This is a genomic window from Sporacetigenium mesophilum DSM 16796, assembly GCF_059569055.1.
On the sequence record NZ_JCANUR010000020.1, the window covers coordinates 25,269 to 44,533 of the forward strand.

Here is a 19,265-nt window from a genome sequence, read left to right on the forward strand (position 1 = left end):
ATTAATATATTCAATAAATGATATAACTATCCTTCTTATAACCTATTTAGCGAATATTTTGCAAAGAATTTCCTCTGAAAATATAAATAGCTTCCATTAAAGGAAGCTATTTATATAGTAAGTCCATAAATATCAGAAAACTCTATTTGCACTCTTTCAACTCTAGAATTGCTTTTAATTTGGTTTTTGCATGAAGCTTTGTCACACTCATTTAATATAGTATCTGGTAATTTAACTATAAATTCAGTACCCTCTCCAAAATTACTTTTTATCTCAATAGTTCCTCCTTGCATTTCAACTAGAGATTTAACTAAAGATAGCCCTATTCCACTTCCCTCACTTACCTTAGTCAATCTATTATTTACTTGTTTAAATCTTTCAAAAACATAAGAAACTTTATCTTGAGCTATACCTATGCCTGTATCTTTAACATGTATTTCAACAGAATTTTCTCTTGAAGCTATATTAATCTCTATTTTTCCATTTGGAATATTAAATTTAATAGAATTAGATATTAAATTCAATATTATTCTTTCCATCTTATCTAAATCAAAAGATATTACCTTTTCTTCTATTTCTGAATTAAATACAAGTTCTATATCCTTTTCCTTTGCAAACCCTGATACTGAACTACATATATTTTTTACATAACTAACTATATCATGGTTTTCGCGGCAACATTCCACATACCCTGCATCTATTTTTGTAGAATCAATTAGATTATTAACAAGCCTTAAAAGTCTAAAGCTATTTTGTTTAATTATGTTTGTATATCTTTCAAAACTATATTTATTATCACAAGGACATTTACTAAGTTTTAGTTCTATCATTTGAAGTGAGCTAAACATTAAATTTAAAGGCGTTCTAAACTCATGAGATAAATTTGCAAAAAATTCAGTTCTAAGTCTTTCAATTTCTACCTCAGCTTCTTTTATAGCTGTAATATCTTCTCCTACCCCTACTGTTCTAACTACTTGTCCACTTTCATCTTTTATTGGAAATGTTTTTCCCCATATCCATCTAACAGTCCCATCTGGCTTTATTATTCTAAATTTTTCATCTATATACTCATTATTTATAGCATTAAAAAATAACTCTCTATCTTCAGGATCAATGTATTCTATTATTGACATAGGGTCTTCGTATAAACATTCTTTGCTTCTTCCAAATAACTTCTCGTATCCTGGACTTATGTAAATTATCTTTTCATCTTCTACTATTAAAAACACACCATCAATGTTTTCAGCAAGTTGGCGGAATTTTTCTTCGCTTTCTTTTAATTGTTTTCCTGCTATTTTTCTATGAGTTATATCTCTAGAAATACCTATTATGCCAATAATCTCATTATTTTCATCAAAGAAAGGCGACTTAACAGTTTCGTATTGTCTAACACTACCATCAAGTAATGTAAGAGTTTCTTCATATATCTTAATTTCACCATCTTTAATTAATTCTTCGTCTTGAACTTTAAAACTATTTAATAATTCACTATCTCTTATTATTTCTATATCTTTTTTTCCAATAAGCTCATCTGCATTTTTTCCAAAATATTCTTTTGCAAGACTTTGATTTATTGCCATATATTTTCCATCTAAATCTTTATAAACAATATGATCTGGTATGCAATCTATTAAAGTTTTTAAAAGTTTGTTGTTTTTTTCTATTTCACTTTTTATTCTTTTTTCTTCATTTATATTTAATGAAAAACCTACCGTTCCAATCGGATTTCCATTTTCATCGTATACAGCAGTTTTATACGACTCATACCATTCATTGTTAACACCAAATTTATATATTTTCTTTATATTTTTATCAGTCATTGCATTGTTATCTTCTTCTTTAAATTGATTTGCTATATCAATAGACCAAATATCAAAATCATCTTTACCTCTTATCTCTTCTGATACTAAGCCAGTATCATGTTCATATTTTTTATTAACAGTAATATGCCTACCTTCTTTATCCTTTGCCCAGGCACAAAACGGTAAACTGTCTATTAATGCTTTAATAAACGGGTCTTCTTTGTGAGTCTCCATTAATTGTACAACAATATATTCATTATCATTGGAAATAACGTTTACTTTGAACCATCCATTCAAGGATCTAATAAATTGATCAGTAGAGTTAAAACTAAATAAATCATGTTTTTGGTTATTAATAGAAGGTATTATATCTAAAATATTTTTCCCAATAATATCTTTTTCTTTTAGATTAACTATGTTTTCAAATTTTGTGTTTGTATCTAATATTCTAATATCAGTAACTTGTCCCTGATTATCTTTAATTAATTTTCCATAAAAATAACCAAATGGAGATTGCTTTATAATCTCCTTATAAAAATTTTCATTCATCATAATGAACCTCACCCCACTTACATATATTGTAAGCTAATTTTACAGATTATTCAATAAAATATGGTGTTTGTCTATATTCTGACAAACTTTTTTAAAAGTTCATTATTGTTATGTGGACAACTATCTGAGAGTATGTCTTATTATACTAACTCATACTCATTTGGGTTTAATTTAGCAGCAGCTTCTTTATCAAGTATTAATACCACATCATTGTGAAACTGTAGTATAGATGAAGGAACCTCTGGGGTTATATCACCATAAACTGTGTTATATATGGCATTTGCTTTACTTTTTCCATAAGCTAAAAGCATTATCTTCTTTGCTTTAAATATAGAACCTATTCCCATAGTTATAGCTTTTTTAGGAACATCATCTATGTTTTCAAAAAATCTAGAGTTTGCTTCTATGGTAGAACTTCTTAAATTTACTAAATGAGTTTCCTTTTCAAAACTTATTGTAGGTTCATTAAAGCCAATATGTCCGTTATTACCTATTCCAAGAACTTGAATATCTATCCCTCCATATTTTTCTATAACTTTCTCGTAGTTTTCACATTCTTTATCTATATCTAAAGTCATACCATTTGGTATATGTATATTTTCTTTATTTATATTAATATGGTTAAATAAATTATCATACATGAAATAATAATAACTTTGTTCATTATTTCTAGGTAAGTTGTAGTATTCATCCAAGTTAAAAGTTATAATCTCTGAAAAGTCTATAACTCTATTTTTATACATTTCAACTAAATTTTTATACATACCTATTGGCGTACTTCCTGTAGCAAGGCCTAAAACAGAATTTGATTTTAGTTTAATTTGGCTTAGTATTATTTGAGATGCAACTTTACTTATTTCATCGTAATTTTCACAAACTAGTATTTTCATATGTGTCTCCTTTGCATTTCGTTAAACACTATAGTCCCTTCGACTATAGTCATATAACAATTAAAATTATCATCAAATATAGCTATATCAGCATCTTTTCCTATATCTAAACTTCCTTTTTTATTATCTATATTTATAGATTTAGCTGGATTAAATGAAGCTAAGTTTATAACATCATTTAAGTTCAAGTTTGTATTTTTGTAAAAGTTATAAACAGCATTATTTAACTTAAGTACACTTCCTGCTAATGTATTGTCTTCTAGCCTAGCACTATTATCCTTTACGTATACATATTGACCACCTAAATCATATTTTCCATCTTTTAAACAACCAGCTCTCATAGAATCAGTTATTAATATTAACTTATCTTTTCCTTTGTTATTTAATACAAACTGGAATAAATCTTTGTGTATATGAATTTCATCACAAATTAATTCACAATATACATCTGTAAATAATGCCGCTCCAACTACACCAGGATTTCTGTGGTTTAGTGGCGTCATAGCATTAAATGTATGCGTTATATTGGTTATTCCAAGATTTATAGCTTCCTTTGCAAGTTCATAATCAGCATTACTATGACATATGGATAAAACTATGTCTGTATTATTTTTAATATCCTTAATGAAATTAAAATCTTTATCAACTTCTGGTGCTAAAGATATTATTTTTATAACATCTAAATAATCCATTATAAAATCAAAATATGGTTTGATTATATATTTTGGATTTTGAGCACCTTTATATTTTTCATTTATAAATGGTCCTTCCATATGAGCTCCTAGTACTTTAGCTCCATTAGGTTTCATACTCATAGTAACTTTTATTGCCTCAAAAGCATCATATATGTCTTCTTTATCCATGGTCATTGTAGTTGGAAGGTATGATGTTACTCCATTTTTGCATATTACACAACTTATTTTGTTTATAGAATTTATGGTGGCATCCATAGTATCAGCACCACCACTACCATGTATATGAATATCTATAAGTCCTGGAGATATGTACATCCCATTTGCATCTATAATATCTATTCCTACTGGGATATTTGATGTTATATCTATTATATTTTTATCAAATACTATTACTTTGTCTTCAACTATTTTATCTTTTAATATTATCTTCCCATTTTTAATAGCCTTCATATAGTAATCTCCTATTGAGTTAATAAATCTTATATTTATATTCATTTTTATTAATATTTAAATTACTACCCATATTATGTGTATTCACATTAACAAGTTATTTTATGCATCAAAAAATTCGCTACGCTCATGTCGCCAACGACCTTGAGAAACGGATAAATTATAATTCCTTGTAATTAGAAAATGACCTCAATGAGGCCATTTTAAAATAGTTTAATGATTATTTTATATTTAGACTTTTTATAACCTCTTCAGTAACTTTAGCTGTGATCTTACTAATAAGTTCTTCATTAAATTTGTCTACATCATTAACTTTACTTTCTTGTTTTTCATTATCTGTTGAACAGTTTGGAACTCCTCCTGTTTTTATTCCAAGATTTGTTCTTATTTTGATTAAATCTGACACCTGACCACTGTCTAATTCATTAGCCTTGTTGATAATATTTCCTGTATACATATGAATTAAGGCATAGTGTTCTAAAGATTCCAATCTATAATATGCCTCTATTATGTCTTTTCCCCATGTAAGTACCCCATGATTTGCAAGTAATACTGCATTGTATTCTTTACAATAAGGTGCTATCGACTCTGGTACTTCATTAGTTCCAGGTGTTGCATAAGGAGCAACAGGTACTTTTCCAAGTAATACTACAGCCTCTGGTAATATAGGTTTATCTAAATCTATACCTGCAATTGCAAATGAAGTTGAAACAGGTGGATGCGCATGAACAACTGCATTAACCTCAGGATTTTCTTTATATACTCTAAGATGCATTTTTACTTCAGATGAGGGTTTATTTTTTCCATCAATAGTATTTCCATCTAAATCTAATTTAACCATCATATCTGGTGTCATAAATCCCTTGCTTACACCTGTAGGAGTTACCCAAATACTATTAGATCCTGTTTTTATAGATATATTTCCATCGTTTGCTGCAACAAAACCTTTCATATAAATTCTTTGTCCTATTTCACAAAGCATTTTCTTAGCTTCAAAATCTGAATAGTATACCTTTTCTATCATAATGCTACCTCCTTATTATTTTTTACTTGAACATCTTAGGAAGACTTTCATTATAAGGAGGATAAGCTATTCCATTTTCAGTAACAATAGCAGTTATTAAGGTATTGTCTGTTACATCAAAACATGGATTATATACATTTACACCCTCTGGAGCCATAGGTTTTTCATACCATTTGCCAATTATTTCGTCATTTGGTCTTAACTCTATTTCTATGTCTTCTCCATTTTCACATTTTAAGTCTATTGTCGGAGTAGGTGCACATACATAAAATGGTATATTATAGTATTTTGCAAGAATTGCAACACCAGAAGTACCTATTTTGTTTGCTGTATCTCCATTTTGTGCAACTCTATCACATCCAACCAAAACTGCTTGTATTTTTCCTTCCTTCATAACTATAGATGCCATATTATCACATATTAATGTTACATCTATTCCAGACTCATGAAGCTCCCATGCTGTTAATCTTGAACCTTGAAGCAATGGTCTTGTTTCATCTGCAAATACCTTAAAGTTATATCCCCTTTGTGCACCAAGGTATATAGGTGCTAAAGCTGTTCCATATTTAGCAGTTGCAATAGTTCCTGCATTACAATGAGTTAATATTCCAAAGTTAGGTTTTAGTAGTGAAAGAGCGTTTTCTCCAATAGACTCACAAACTCTTTCATCTTCTTCTCTTATAAATTCAGCTTCATCTCTTAATGCATTCTTAATTTCATTTACAGATTTTTCTTTTTCTTTTATTAGTCTATCTTCCATTCTATTTAATGCCCAAAATAAGTTTACAGCAGTTGGTCTTGAACTAGCTAAATAGTCTTTTACTTTTTTAAAATCATTGTATAATTCTTCATAATTAGATGCATTTGAAGACTTTGTTCCTAGATAAACTCCATATGCGGCTGCAATTCCTATGGCAGGAGCTCCACGTACTTTAAGCATATAAATAGCATCCCAAACATCTTCCATTGTTTTTATTTCCAAAAATCTTTTTTCATTTGGAAGTAATGTTTGGTCTAGTATTATCAATGTATCTTTTTCATCATCTAGTCTTACTGATTGTATTATAGAAATTCCTGATATGTCTTTGTCTATCATTTTAAGCCTCCATCAAAATTTGTTTTTCAGATTCTTTTATAATTTTTATATAATCTTGTCCATTATTTATAGATTCTCTTTTTATAATTAATTTTTTGCCTAGTAATACACATGTTTTTTCTGCGATTGCCCTTTTGTTTAAATTTTTTATTGAAGTTAAATCTTTTACATGAGCAAGACCTACTGTTCTTCTACAAAGTTCAAGACCTGCAACAGCACTTGTATCTCTAATTATGTTTTCTAAGTAAAATTCTTTGAAACCCTTGTATTTTGCAACTTTTTCAGTAGCTTTTTCGTCCCAAAGTTTATTAAATTTATCTTTAAATACATCTACAACATCTTTTATAGTATATAAAATCCAATTTTTATAATCTTCTTTCTCAATAGGATCTTCTATTGTTGCATCTGCATTGAAGTAAGCAAATATTAAATTTGCTACTACATTTCCAACATCATATCCAGCAGGTCCATAAAATGCAAATTCAGGATCTATAATCTTAGTTGAATCTTCTTTTACAAATATAGAGCCTGTATGTAAGTCTCCATGTATAAGAGATTGAGCATTATTCATAAACTCAAATTTTAACTTTGCTGTTTCAAGAAGTAAAGCTTCATCTTTCCAAAGTGTTTTTGAAACAAATTCTTTTATTGGCTCAAATACATCATTTCTTTCACAGTTATAAAACGGTTCTGTGTAAACTAAATCCTCTGTTATTTCACAAAGCTCTGGATTTATAAAGTTTTTTACCAAATTTTTTTTAGCTTTATGGTCCATAACTACATCAGTTGTTAAGAAAAGAGAATTAATCATAAATGTAGTTATATGGTCTACAAATAATGGGAACTTTTTGTGTTTTAGAAGAGCAGTTCTCATAATTTCATGATCTGACAAATCCTCCATTGCACAACAGTTCATTATGCTATCATAGTTGTATACCTTAGGAACAAGGCCTGGTGATAATTCATATTGAAGTTTTAGTATTTCGCTTTCTATTCTATTTCTATCTGTAGATAATACGAATTCATCAGAAATTCTAGCTACAGGACCAGCTTGTTTAATTATAATAGACTTCCCTGATTTATTATCTACAACTCTAAATACGTAGTTTAAGTTTCCATCCCCTATTTCTTTACATGTTAATTCTGCATCTTCATTAAAGAAATTAAGTATAGTTTTTGCATACTCTACAGCGTCATTTTCTTTCATTGTAAAATACTTCGTTTTGAAATCCATAACCTAGCCTCCTAAAATTTATTATTTTAATAAGTTAAAGCTAGAGCAAATGCTAATATACTACCTTATAGCAGTTGCAACGGCATCTTTATTATTATGAATCAATTTAATAAACCTGATACTAAACATAGGGATAATGTTAATATTACTTCAAAAATTGTATTTTGTGAATAATAATAATTCATTCGTGTCTATAAAAAAAGTCTTCTTTACAAAAATATAAAGAAGACCTAAAAAAGCTATTTATATGTTAAATTTAAAATCATTTTTCCCAGTTTCGTTAAATTCTCTTATATATACAGAGCTTTCATATAAATATTTCTTATCTAAAATAGTAACTAAGTTTTTATCCTTTTTTATATAGCCTTTTTCAATAAATTTATTTATTACATTATATAATCCCTTTCTACTTACTGACAGTGATTTACAAAGGCTGTACATACTTTTAAATTCAAATTTATTATTCTCACAGTTTTCTAAAATATGAAAAGCAACAATTTCTTCTAATGTGAATAAGTCTTTCATTAATAGTTTCTTATATATGCAGTATATTCTTTTACTAGTTTTGAAAAAAAATATTTTTAAAAACTCAGGATTCTTTTCTAATTTCTTTAAAGTATTCTTATTTATCTTAAGTAATAATACTTCACTTTTAGCAATTATATCGCAGAAAAGGTTTTCATCGTACATATAGCTTATCTTTCCTACAAATTCATTTTCCCATAAATCGTCTACTAAAAAACTTCTTCCATTTTTAGTTGTGTATTCTACCTTAACATTTCCATCTAATATATAAAAAATTTCTTGTAGGTTTTGACTTGAATAAGTTATACAATCCCCTTTTTTATATTTTACTATTTCAATTTCATCTAAGTAGTCTTTTATATGTTCATATATGTATATATTTTCTAAATTCATATTGCACCCCTTATGAATAATTAGTTATGTCTATCTCTTATTCTATTATATAAGGAAAAAACTAGTAATTCTATATAAGAATTACTAGTTTTTTAAATTTTTGTATTTGACTTTGTTAAACAAAAATAATCGTTATTTTTCTCCTTTAATTGAAGCTGTATGAAACTCTCTAGAATTTGGACCTCTAAGTATTTCGATGTTTTTAAATCCATTATTACACATTATAGGAATTACTTGTTGTTCTATAATGTCTTTTATATCATTTGATGTCTCCCCGTTTTTGCCATCACAAAAAGTTAGTATTGTTGTTCCTTTAGGTTTAAGCACCCTATAAATCTCCGATATAGTTTTAGGCATATCTTCCCAGAAATAAATTGAATGTATGCTAAATACCTTGGTAAAACTTCCATCTTGAAAATCTAAACAGCTTACATCACTTTGTACTAATTTAGCTCTTCCTTTTCTAAGTGCATCTCTATTTCTAATAGTTGATGACCTCAGAACTGGTTGAGATATGTCCAGTCCTACAATTTGGCTAACAGCTGATTGTTCTAAGAGAAGCTTCATGGCATACCCTGCACCGCATCCTAGTTCTAATATATGTTCGTCCTGTTGAAGTTTCAATAGCTCGATTGTCCATAGTGTTTCAGGTCCATGTTGCTTAACCATCTTCTCGCCAATATACATACCTAAAACTCCTCTTGGATTACTATATTGACTGTCAATGAATTCTTTAAACGATTTAATGAATTTCAAAAAGCACCTCTCTTATAATTGTCTACTAAAGCCTTATATTAAAATAATGTATCGTGTGCAATATAACAAGCAATATCAGCTTCTAAAAACATATCTTGTATTTCTTCTAGTCTAGTATAATTAATGTCTCCATTATCAGCATAATCGTATTTTTTTCCAAGCTGTTCCCACTTAGATTCACCTAGTCTGTGGAAAGGAAGAATATTTATTTCAAAAAGGTTATTGTTGTGCATAAAATCAATTAAATCTTGTATGTTTTCATTACAGTCATTAAAGTCCCCTATAACAGGTACTCTAAGGATAATTCTTCCATTCCAATTAGATTTTTTTAGAGCTGATATATTGTTTAATATTAAATCATTATAAACCCCTGTTTTTTCCTTATGTTTTTCTCTATCCATATGCTTTATATCTACAAAAGCAAAGTCTATATATTTCATTGCTTTTAAAAATATATCTTCGCTAGTATATCCACTTGTTTCAATTGCAGTATGAAAATCATATTTCTTACATTCTTTTAGTGTATTTATTAAAAATTCACTTTGCATAAATGGCTCTCCACCGCTAAAAGTGACTCCCCCATCACTTCTCCAGTTATTAGAGTCCCTTTTTAAAACATTTATTAATTCATCTAAATAGTATTCTTTAGAGCATGATTTTAGAGCATTGTAGTAACACGCATTGCTACACTCAAATGTATTGCAGTCTTTGCATATATCCCAGTTTAAAACTGGTTTATTTTCATTATCAAAGATAAGTCCACCTTTAGTGCACTTATCTTTACATGTAGAGCAGCCTTTTTTGTATCTACATGATAATTCACTAAACATAACTTGAGGCTTTTTACTCCAACTTTCAGGATTTGCACACCACTTACAACTTAATGGACATCCGCTCATAAAAACAGTGGTTCTGCACCCTGGACCATCATGAACTGAAAAACTTTGTATATCAAATATATTTCCTTTAATATCCATAAGTTTACTCCTTATCTAAAAATTCATGACCTTCACAAGTTATGGTACTTAATTCACCAAATGTCCAATCTTCATATTCTAGCCCCTTACATATACCCACTCCTTTTTCATCTGGTTCATGGAAGTTTCTACAGTTATTACACTTAGGCGCCAACACTAAACATTCACATATATCACTATCTATATTTACAAATCCTTTTGTAAGTCTACATATCCCCTTTGCAGCATCTATACTACAAAAATTTAAACAATCATTATGTTTTAACATATATTACACCCCTTTGTACTCAGTTCTTGATATAACTTCATCTTGTATAGGTTTTCCTAATTCACACCAATATTGAGTAAATCCTGCTACCCTTACCATTAAATCTCTATTTTCATCAGGCTTCTTTTGAGCTTCCTTTAGTGTTTTAGAGTCTATTATATTGTATTGAACATGGAATCCACCTTTTCTCATATATGAACGTGTTAAATCTAAAAGTTTTTTACTTCCCTGCATACCAACAAGTGCTGTTGGATGTAGTTTAAGATTTAACTGTGAGTTTTGAGATGTAGTTTGATCCCATATAGTAGCTGATTCAAATAATGCATATACTCCATTTTTATCTGTTCCTGGGTAAGCCGAAACTGATCCATCTGAGTAAGTTGTTCCACTTAATCTTCCATCTGGAGTAGCTAAAGTAGCGGCCCCTTGAGGTCCATGTGTAGATACAGATATTTGACAAGCATATAATTTCTTACCGTATAATGATTCATATTTTTTACAAGCTTCAGTAAACCATTCTTCATAGTCCCTTAACACAACATCTGCATAAAAATCGTTGTTTCCATACTTAGGCGCCCTTAAACAATCTCCATACATCTCATCATATTTTCCACTATCATCTACTCTAACTTGATCTACTAATGAATAACTACCAACTTCTGAAGCATTTTTAAATCCAAAGTTATTTAAAATGGCATCTTTTACTTCTTCAAGAGAATATAACTTTTTATCGTATACTATATTTTTCAGTGATACTAATGAGTTAACCATAGTAATAGTCCCGCAGCTTTCAACGTTAAATGTAGCGTTATATCTATATCCCATATTTCCTATGTGTTGCCCCTTATCTAAGCAATCAGGCTTTAGGAATGAATTTATTATAGACATATTTTGCTTTCTCCAAATATCATGTTCTACGTTATTTGTCTTACATAATACATCCATAGTCTCTTCATAATATTCTTTAAAAGTATCAAATAACTCTTCAAATGTTTCTAATTTTCTATTATGTGGTTTGTATATTTGTAATCCTGTTCTATGATCTTTCCCATTTGTAAGAACTAGTTCAAGTACCTTAGGATTTGCTATAAAGTGAACCCCTACACTAGTTGGCTGACCTGCTCCACCAGGCACTTCATATTTTTTACCATTTAAATTAAGCTCTTTCCAACAACACGGAGAAGTTTCTAAACACCCTCCTATTGCAATAGATCTAGCTTCCTCTATAGTCATACCTTCATCGCTAAATTGATTCATTAAAAATTCCATAGAATTTCTATTGTTAACCCAAGCTGGATATCCAGATCCGACCTTATTACTTTCTACCCCTTTTAATAAAAATTCTTCTGGTAGTTTTTCATCATATAATATAGTTAAAGTCGGTTGTGGTGTTTTGCAAGTTATACCAGCCTCTAGTATTAAAAGTTCTAATTCATTAGCTGCAGATTGACCTTGTCTAGTAAGACCACCCATACTTAAATTGTTAAATGTGTTTCCAGATAAAACTCCACCATTTACTCCAGCAGAAGCAAAACAGTCAATACAAGTTATTTTTATTCTATAAAGCTCCATAAGCTCTAATACTTCTTCTTTAGTAATTTTTCCGTTTTCAATATCTTGTTCATACCAAGGATATAACACTTGACCTAATCTTCCTATAGACATTCCTGATATAGCATCTTCGTTTACAGAAGCTATATGTAGTGTATATGTAAGTTGAAGTGCTTCTCTAAATGTACGTGGCTTATTGTGTGCTATCCACTCAAGACATGACGCTATTTCATTGTATTCTTTTTTCTCACTATCTATAGTTTCAATTCCTTCTAAGAATCTAGCATGTTTTGCGTAGTTCAGTATCCATGTTTGAAGTCCTTCTATAGCATGTATTACCCCTTCGTAGAAATAAAGTCTATCCATTCCTATTATTCCGTCTCCTCCTGCACATCCAGCTACTTCATCTCTACATTCTTTAGCCATTTTAATAAGATTATCAAATCCATGTTCAAGAGGATAATAGTAATTTATAACTTCTCTACCTTGAGGTATTGTATATCCTGAATCAAACATACAAACCAAACTTCTCATTATTTTTTCTTTTGTATCATAACCTGGAACCATTTTTTCATATCTCAGTCCCACATCTTCTACTGATTTATTTACCCATTCTTTTGCAACTTTTAAAAGTGCTGGAACTTCTTCTTTCCTCATTCCAAATTTTCCTGCAATAGAAACTATATTTCCAAAGCTTTTGGTAACATTTCCTCCACCTTGGCCAATTTGACTTAATTCATCAGCACTACTTCCAGTTGATTTTGAAGCTTCTTTTGAAATCTCATCACCTTGTGCGACGAAGAAGCTTTCACTAAGCCATGGCATTGGAAAAGAACCTCTATAATTACGTGTTTTTTGCATTACTAATTTTTCACCTGGAACAATATTTGGAGTCATATGTGAAAAAGCTGATTTTAAAGCCTTAGCTCTTCTTACTACTAATACATCTCCATCTAATGCTTTCCATGCTCTATTATACCAATAAGGAAACTCCATATCTGCCGTAGCTAAAGTGTTATAAAATACATCTCTCAATGCATTTGCCCTTGGTGTTGGCTCTTTTTTTATTTCCTCATAACTTTTATTTTCCTTTGAATGATTATCTGTATTTATTCCCCTTGAATTTAAAATACTTTTTATCTTATCTTCTTTTAATTTCTCCATGTACGTGTCCCCCCTACGTTAAATCTATATATAGTATATATTTATAGATTTAAATATAGTAGTGTAAAGTACACAGTTTTTGTTTTAATTTCACAAAAAAATGACCTCATTGAGGTCATTCAATTTATATTATTTAATTATCTATTTTCTAAATTATCGCAGTAAATATTCATTGCATCTCTTAAAAACTTTGCAAGACCTTTGCCATATTTATCAATATTTTCTGTAAACTTCTCATCATATACATACATATCTCCAAGTCCTCTGAATATCTCTGGAGTACAATTATAATAATACTTTGTAATGTGGTTTCTCCATTCTTCTACAAGTTCTTGAACTTCATTATCTTCAGGCCCTTTATCCATATTACTACCTATTTTTTTGTATATTTCATCTGCTTCATTTTGTATTATAGCCCAATCATTTTTATCGTAACTTGATGTTTTCTTTTGACTTTCTTTATATGCATCAGTATTACCGTATTTTTCTTCAGTTTCTTTAGCGTATTTTTCCTTGTGTCTTTCTATTTCAGTCATATCAAATCCTTCAAACATATCTTTTTTACTCATATCTATCTCTCCTTCAATTGATTTTATAGTGTTACTTACAGTGTTGATTATTTTTTCAAGTCTTTCTTTTTTCTTTAATAGCAGATCTTTGTGAGATTTTAATGCTTCTTTTTTATCAAAGCCTGGACTATCCATAATTTCTTTTATTTCTTGGAGGCTAAAATATGGTGAAGCATGCGCACGCTTATTCCTACCATATCAGCTACTTCTTTTACCTTATAATTCATATTGTCACCTCCATATTTATATACTAATCTATGACACAATGTTAGGGTCAATATATATTTAATAATTTTTATATTATTTTTTGCTATAATTAATTGTATTATAATAATATACAATTTAATAATGGGGGGATATTAATGAATAATTTAAATGAATTTATAGCTAATGAAATAAAAAATATTGTCAAATCATCTAATGTATCAACTACATACAGAACACCTTTAGTATGTTTTGGGGATGCACAAAATCCTTTATTTAATGACCTAAAAAACTTTATTGATGAAGATCACTACTTACCATCTGACTTGTTAGAAAATGGTAAAACCGTTGTTTCTTTTTTCATTCCTTTTAGTGAAGATATTGCATATGGCAATATAAAAAATGATATTACTACAAAGGAATGGGCCTATGCAAAAAAAGATACAGAAGGTGTAATCGATGAAATTATCGCAGAAATGAAGATAAAACTTTCTGATATTGGTATTAATGTTTCTAACAACCCAAGTAAAGCTCCCTATACTAGTGATAATTTCATCCATAAATGGTCTCAAAGACATGTAGGTTATATATGTGGCCTTGGTAACTTTGGACTTAATCACTTACTTATTACCGAAAGTGGTTGTGCAGGTAGATATGGGAGCTTTGTTATAGATGCTAAAACTGATTATAACTCTGTTGTATCTGAAGAATATTGTTTATATAAAGTTGATAAATCATGTGGTGCCTGTGTTAAAAACTGTCCATCTGGTGCATTAAATTACGATGGAATTGACAAAGTTAAGTGTAGTAGTAGTATGGATGTTATTAATGAAAAATATTATGACGGTATAAAAGCGCTTAAATCATGTGGTAAATGTATAGCACTACCATGTGCTTTAAAAAGGCCTACAAAAAAATAAGTCATATTATAACTTAAGCTTAAAAGCGATATTACGGGGTATAATATATTCGAGGTGATTTTATGAGTCTTAAAATTAAAGTATATTCAGATTATGTATGACCATTTTGTTTTTTAGCGGAAGTTCCGCTTAATAATGCAATTACAGGAAAAGATGTGGAAGTTGAATGGATGCCATATGAACTCTATCCTTATCCTAATAAGTCAACATTGACAAAAGAGTATATAAAAGAAGCATGGGAAAATTCTATTTCTCCCCTTGCAAATAAATTTGGTGTAAAAATAAACATGCCAGACTTTTCTAAGCAAACTTATACAAACCTTGCATTTGAAGGCTATCAATATGCTAAAGAAAATAACAAGGGAAATGAATACAATCATCGTATTTTAAATGCATATTTCCAAGATGGTATGAATATTGGAGATATAGACGTTTTGACAAAGTTAGCAGGCGAAGTAGGCTTAAATGAACAAGAATATAGAGAAGGTCTTGAAAATGGTAAGTATGAAGATGTTCACAAGAAAATGTTACAACATGCATATTATGGAATGAAAGTAGAAGTTGTTCCTACATTTATTATTGGCGATACTAGGTTAGAAGGTGTAGTTAGCGAAAAAACCTTAAAAAATGCAATAGATAATGAATTAAATAAATTATAAAGAACCTAGGTATAGAATTTTCTATACCTACGTTTTTTATTAACCTATTTCTACATATTCTAATTTTTCTCCTTCTGGCCCTTCAAAGAAAAATATTTTATCATTTTCAAAACTTCCTGGTACTTCAGAAATTAATTTTATATTTTCATCTTTTAGGTTTTGTACTGCTTCCTCTATATTTGGAACTGTATAGGCTATATGATCGATTCCTATTGTCTTCTTTTCATTATCTTTTAAGTACTCAATAAATTCAACTACTCCTGTACCTGAATTTACAAATATAATATTAACTCTTTCATCAAGATGACGGCGAGTTATTTTAGCCCCAAAATTTTTTACATAAAATTGAGCAGATTTTTCTGCATCTTTTACAATTATACCAGTATGGTTTATTTCATACATTATACTTCCTCCTTAATAATAAAATAGCTCATAATATCTCTTTATTTTATTTTCTAAATCATCTATACTTAAGTATCTAGCTTCTCTTATATTTTCTTTTCCTTCAATAAATACAAGAATAGCAGGAATAGTGAAAATATTAAATTGTGAAGATATCTCTAGATGTTTTTCTACATCTATTTCTATACTTTTTATTTTAGGATAATTATTTAATATTTTTTCTACCTTGGGTTTTAACACATTACAAACACCACAGGTTTTATTTCCAAAATAAATTAATACAATTTCATTTTCTTTTATTAGGCTTTCAATACTTTCCTTTGTATATAAATTGTTCATCGTATCAACCACCTATATTATATAATGCCTAACTTAATATATTTAAGCTTTATTAATTATTTTTAGTCCTTCTCTACGGCTTAATGGTTTTAATTCGTTGTTGTTTATAAACTCAATAACTGAATTTGGATTTGTTTTGCTATATTCCCTAAGAGCCCATCCTATAGCCTTTTGAATAAAAAACTCTTTTGACGAACTTAATTTATTGATAACTTCATAAAGAAGTCTTTCATCAGTATCATTTTTATATTTTAATTGAAATAATATAGCTGTCCGGTTTAACCACATATTATCACTTTCTACCCAATTATTTATGTAAGTCTTAATAACACTAGTATTGTCTTTTAATATATATCCTATTAGATTTGGCGATAGTGAATCTACAGTATCCCACCAGGATTTTGTTATAACTAACTTTTCTAAAAATCGTAAATCATTAACATCCAAAAGTTTTTTGTATTTTAATAATAAATCCAAGGCAACATATTGAAATTCTCTAGCTTCCTCATTCCATAAATCCTCTACTATTTTTATTAACTCTTCTTTTGATAGTTTTTTGTTATTACTTAGGAATTCTTTTAAAAGAGCACTCCTTTGTGGAGCTTTAATTCCTAGATATTCAAAGTTATCCTTCATATATTTTTTCATAGGAAGAGCGGTTTCTTCATCTGCATGTTGTTTAAATAATTTTATAATTAATTCAGTGTTATCCAATAAATTTCACCTTCTCATATTTATTATATTTCTATAACCATTTTACTACTGCTACTATATTTTTTCACCATTATTTGTAAATATTCTCTTTATATTGCATAAAAATAAGCCCCCTTATTGGGAGCTTATTCTTCCTTTAATCCGTCATTAAGCATAAAAGAAAGTATAAAACATACTAAAGCTATTATAATAGTAGATATAAATACTATATGAAGAGCCGAATTTAAAGAGTTTTTTATAAGCTCTGTAGTTAATCTAGTTGCTAAGTTTGATGTGGAATATAAATTACTTGGATCAATTCCCTTAATTCCTAATTTATCAAAATGTTTTATTATGTTTATATTAAAAATACTTCCAAAAACACTTATACCTATCGTTTGTCCTAATGTACGAACAAGTGAATTTGAAGCAGTTACAGCGCCTCTTTTACTATAATCTACTGATGCCTGAATAACTATTGTCAACGTTGTAAAACTTCCTCCAAATCCAAATCCCATTATAAAATTATATAGTATAACTAAAATAAGAGGAGAATTAATAGTTAATGTAGATATAAGGAAACTACTTAATGCTAAAATTAATAAAGAAGCTCCAATTATTATTCTTTCTCCATACTTAGGTATTGCTTTTCCTAGAATAAAAGAAGATAAAAGCCAAGCAACAGACATAGGTGCCATAGAAAGTCCAGAAATTGTTGCCCCATATCCTAAAACACTTTGCGTATATATAGTTAAATAAACGTTAACACCTATTAAAATGGCTGATCCAAAGAAACTAATTATATTTACAATAGTATTAGTTTTTGTGAAAATTTCAAATGGAATCACAGGCTCCTTGGCTTTTATTTCTATGAAATAAAATATTATAAGAAGTATTGCTGTAGCCACAAAAGTTATTGCTGCATATATGGTAAAACTATTGCTTTTTTCCAATGACATTAAACCATATAAAAAAATCAATATTGTAGATGATAACACTGCAATACCTGCAAAATCCATACTGTGCTTCTTTTTTTCAAAACTTTCTTTAAGACTAGCATTGAGAAGTATTAGAGAGCCTATTCCAAATGGAATATTTATAAAGAATATCCAATTCCATGAAAGATAGTCAATAAAAAAGCCCCCTAAAAATGGACCAATTAAACTTGATATTCCCCATACCGAACTTACCCAACCTTGAACCTTTGTTCTTTCAGATAAACTAAATACATCTCCAATTATAGTATATGTAACTGTAAATATAGCCCCTGCTCCTAGTCCTTGTAATGCACGAAATGCTATAAGTTGATACATATTTTGAGACAAACCACAAAGAGAACTTCCTATTAAAAAAATTATAATTCCAACAGACAAAGTATTTTTTCTTCCATATAAATCAGCTAATTTACCATATATAGGTGTAGAAATAGCTGATGTTAATAAATATGCTGAAAATATCCAGCTTATTAGTTCAAATCCACTTAAATCCTTAACTATTGTTGGTATGGCAGTTACTACAACAGTTCCTTCAATAGCCCCAAGAAACATAGCAACCATTATTGCAATAACTATATTCTTTTTTCTCATATCCATATAATTGATCACTTCCTTTATGTCTTATTTCGACGTTTTTTGCAGTCATATAATATAATATCACATATTTTCATTATATCGATTTTCTTCAATATTTAGATAATTAAATTAACACATAAATATAAGCTAGAGATTATCTCTAGCTTATATATCACAAAAAATAAAAAAACTACGCGGCTACGTCCTACTCTCCCAGGCAGCTTCCCACCAAGTACCATCGGCGCTAAAGAGCTTAACTTCTGTGTTCGGAATGGGAACAGGTGTATCCTCTTTGCTATAGTAACCACATAATCTTATTTATAGTGTTAGCACACTAAAAACTAAACAGCATATTATTGGTCAAGTCCTCGACCTATTAGTATTCATAAGCTAAATCCATTACTGAACTTACACCTTGAACCTATCAACCAGGTAGTCTTCCTGGGGTCTTACCCTTACGGTGGGAAATCTTATCTCAAAGTCGGCTTCGCGCTTAGATGCTTTCAGCGCTTATCCATTCCGTACGTAGCT

At 29.2% G+C, this 19,265-nt stretch carries 17 protein-coding genes, 2 rRNA genes and 1 pseudogene; 2 read left to right on the forward strand and 18 right to left on the reverse strand.

Going from position 1 to position 19,265, the window contains the following annotated elements; all coding sequences use genetic code 11:
• Positions 1-110: 110 nt before the first annotated feature.
• From BS62_RS13250 to BS62_RS13305, 12 genes are all read right to left on the reverse strand, one after another.
• The gene (locus tag BS62_RS13250) at positions 111-2,354 is read right to left on the reverse strand and encodes a PAS domain S-box protein (protein WP_496491760.1); all 2,244 of its coding nucleotides are present in this window, start codon (positions 2,352-2,354) and stop codon (positions 111-113) included.
• A gap of 140 nt (positions 2,355-2,494) precedes the next feature.
• On the reverse strand, positions 2,495-3,244 hold the full coding sequence (gene nagB / locus BS62_RS13255) for a glucosamine-6-phosphate deaminase (protein ID WP_496491761.1): 750 nt from the start codon (positions 3,242-3,244) through the stop codon (positions 2,495-2,497).
• Positions 3,241-4,389, reverse strand: coding sequence for an N-acetylglucosamine-6-phosphate deacetylase (nagA, locus tag BS62_RS13260; RefSeq protein ID WP_496491762.1), 1,149 nt, complete (start codon positions 4,387-4,389; stop codon positions 3,241-3,243). Before nagA ends, nagB begins: the two co-directional genes overlap by 4 nt.
• Positions 4,390-4,609: 220 nt before the next feature.
• Positions 4,610-5,413, reverse strand: a complete 804-nt coding sequence (locus tag BS62_RS13265) for a class II aldolase/adducin family protein (protein ID WP_496491763.1) — start codon at positions 5,411-5,413, stop codon at positions 4,610-4,612.
• 22 nt (positions 5,414-5,435) lie between these two features.
• Positions 5,436-6,509, reverse strand: coding sequence for an S-methyl-5-thioribose-1-phosphate isomerase (mtnA, locus tag BS62_RS13270; protein ID WP_496491764.1), 1,074 nt, complete (start codon positions 6,507-6,509; stop codon positions 5,436-5,438).
• A gap of 1 nt (position 6,510) precedes the next feature.
• Positions 6,511-7,743 (reverse strand): S-methyl-5-thioribose kinase, encoded by a 1,233-nt coding sequence (gene mtnK / locus BS62_RS13275; RefSeq protein ID WP_496491765.1) that lies wholly within the window; start codon positions 7,741-7,743, stop codon positions 6,511-6,513.
• 243 nt (positions 7,744-7,986) lie between these two features.
• Positions 7,987-8,661: a Crp/Fnr family transcriptional regulator gene (locus tag BS62_RS13280; protein ID WP_496491766.1), complete on the reverse strand. Its 675-nt coding sequence runs from the start codon at positions 8,659-8,661 to the stop codon at positions 7,987-7,989.
• Between the two features lie 132 nt (positions 8,662-8,793).
• Positions 8,794-9,417: a class I SAM-dependent methyltransferase gene (locus BS62_RS13285; protein ID WP_496491767.1), complete on the reverse strand. Its 624-nt coding sequence runs from the start codon at positions 9,415-9,417 to the stop codon at positions 8,794-8,796.
• 38 nt (positions 9,418-9,455) lie between these two features.
• Positions 9,456-10,394, reverse strand: coding sequence for a 4-hydroxyphenylacetate decarboxylase activase (gene hpdA / locus BS62_RS13290; RefSeq protein ID WP_496491768.1), 939 nt, complete (start codon positions 10,392-10,394; stop codon positions 9,456-9,458).
• Positions 10,395-10,398: 4 nt separating this feature from the next.
• Entirely contained in the window at positions 10,399-10,662 is a 264-nt protein-coding gene (gene hpdC / locus BS62_RS13295) for a 4-hydroxyphenylacetate decarboxylase small subunit (RefSeq protein ID WP_496491769.1), read from the reverse strand.
• Positions 10,663-10,665: 3 nt separating this feature from the next.
• Entirely contained in the window at positions 10,666-13,377 is a 2,712-nt protein-coding gene (hpdB, locus tag BS62_RS13300) for a 4-hydroxyphenylacetate decarboxylase large subunit (RefSeq protein ID WP_496491770.1), read from the reverse strand.
• Between the two features lie 137 nt (positions 13,378-13,514).
• A complete protein-coding gene (locus tag BS62_RS13305; RefSeq protein WP_496491771.1) occupies positions 13,515-14,081 on the reverse strand; it encodes a TipAS antibiotic-recognition domain-containing protein in 567 nt (188 codons plus the stop codon).
• 227 nt (positions 14,082-14,308) lie between these two features.
• Here BS62_RS13305 and BS62_RS13310 point away from each other — a divergent pair, with 227 nt between their 5' ends.
• Both BS62_RS13310 and BS62_RS13315 read left to right on the forward strand, forming a co-directional pair.
• Positions 14,309-15,070 carry a hypothetical protein gene (locus tag BS62_RS13310; protein WP_496491772.1) on the forward strand — a complete coding sequence of 254 codons (762 nt, stop codon included), beginning with the start codon at positions 14,309-14,311 and terminating at the stop codon, positions 15,068-15,070.
• A 113-nt stretch (positions 15,071-15,183) separates the two neighbouring features.
• A pseudogene (locus BS62_RS13315) lies at positions 15,184-15,729 on the forward strand (DsbA family oxidoreductase); the annotation flags it as partial.
• Positions 15,730-15,768: 39 nt separating this feature from the next.
• Here the strand turns inward: BS62_RS13315 and BS62_RS13320 are convergent.
• From BS62_RS13320 to BS62_RS13345, 6 genes are all read right to left on the reverse strand, one after another.
• Positions 15,769-16,131 (reverse strand): VOC family protein, encoded by a 363-nt coding sequence (locus tag BS62_RS13320; protein ID WP_496491773.1) that lies wholly within the window; start codon positions 16,129-16,131, stop codon positions 15,769-15,771.
• A 12-nt stretch (positions 16,132-16,143) separates the two neighbouring features.
• Positions 16,144-16,470 (reverse strand): thioredoxin family protein, encoded by a 327-nt coding sequence (locus BS62_RS13325; RefSeq protein WP_496491774.1) that lies wholly within the window; start codon positions 16,468-16,470, stop codon positions 16,144-16,146.
• Positions 16,471-16,512: 42 nt separating this feature from the next.
• Positions 16,513-17,184: a DNA alkylation repair protein gene (locus tag BS62_RS13330; RefSeq protein ID WP_496491775.1), complete on the reverse strand. Its 672-nt coding sequence runs from the start codon at positions 17,182-17,184 to the stop codon at positions 16,513-16,515.
• A gap of 125 nt (positions 17,185-17,309) precedes the next feature.
• Positions 17,310-18,755: an MDR family MFS transporter gene (locus BS62_RS13335; protein WP_496491776.1), complete on the reverse strand. Its 1,446-nt coding sequence runs from the start codon at positions 18,753-18,755 to the stop codon at positions 17,310-17,312.
• A 171-nt stretch (positions 18,756-18,926) separates the two neighbouring features.
• Positions 18,927-19,043, reverse strand: a 5S ribosomal RNA gene (rrf, locus tag BS62_RS13340).
• A gap of 47 nt (positions 19,044-19,090) precedes the next feature.
• A 23S ribosomal RNA gene (locus tag BS62_RS13345) occupies positions 19,091-19,265 on the reverse strand; the annotation flags it as partial.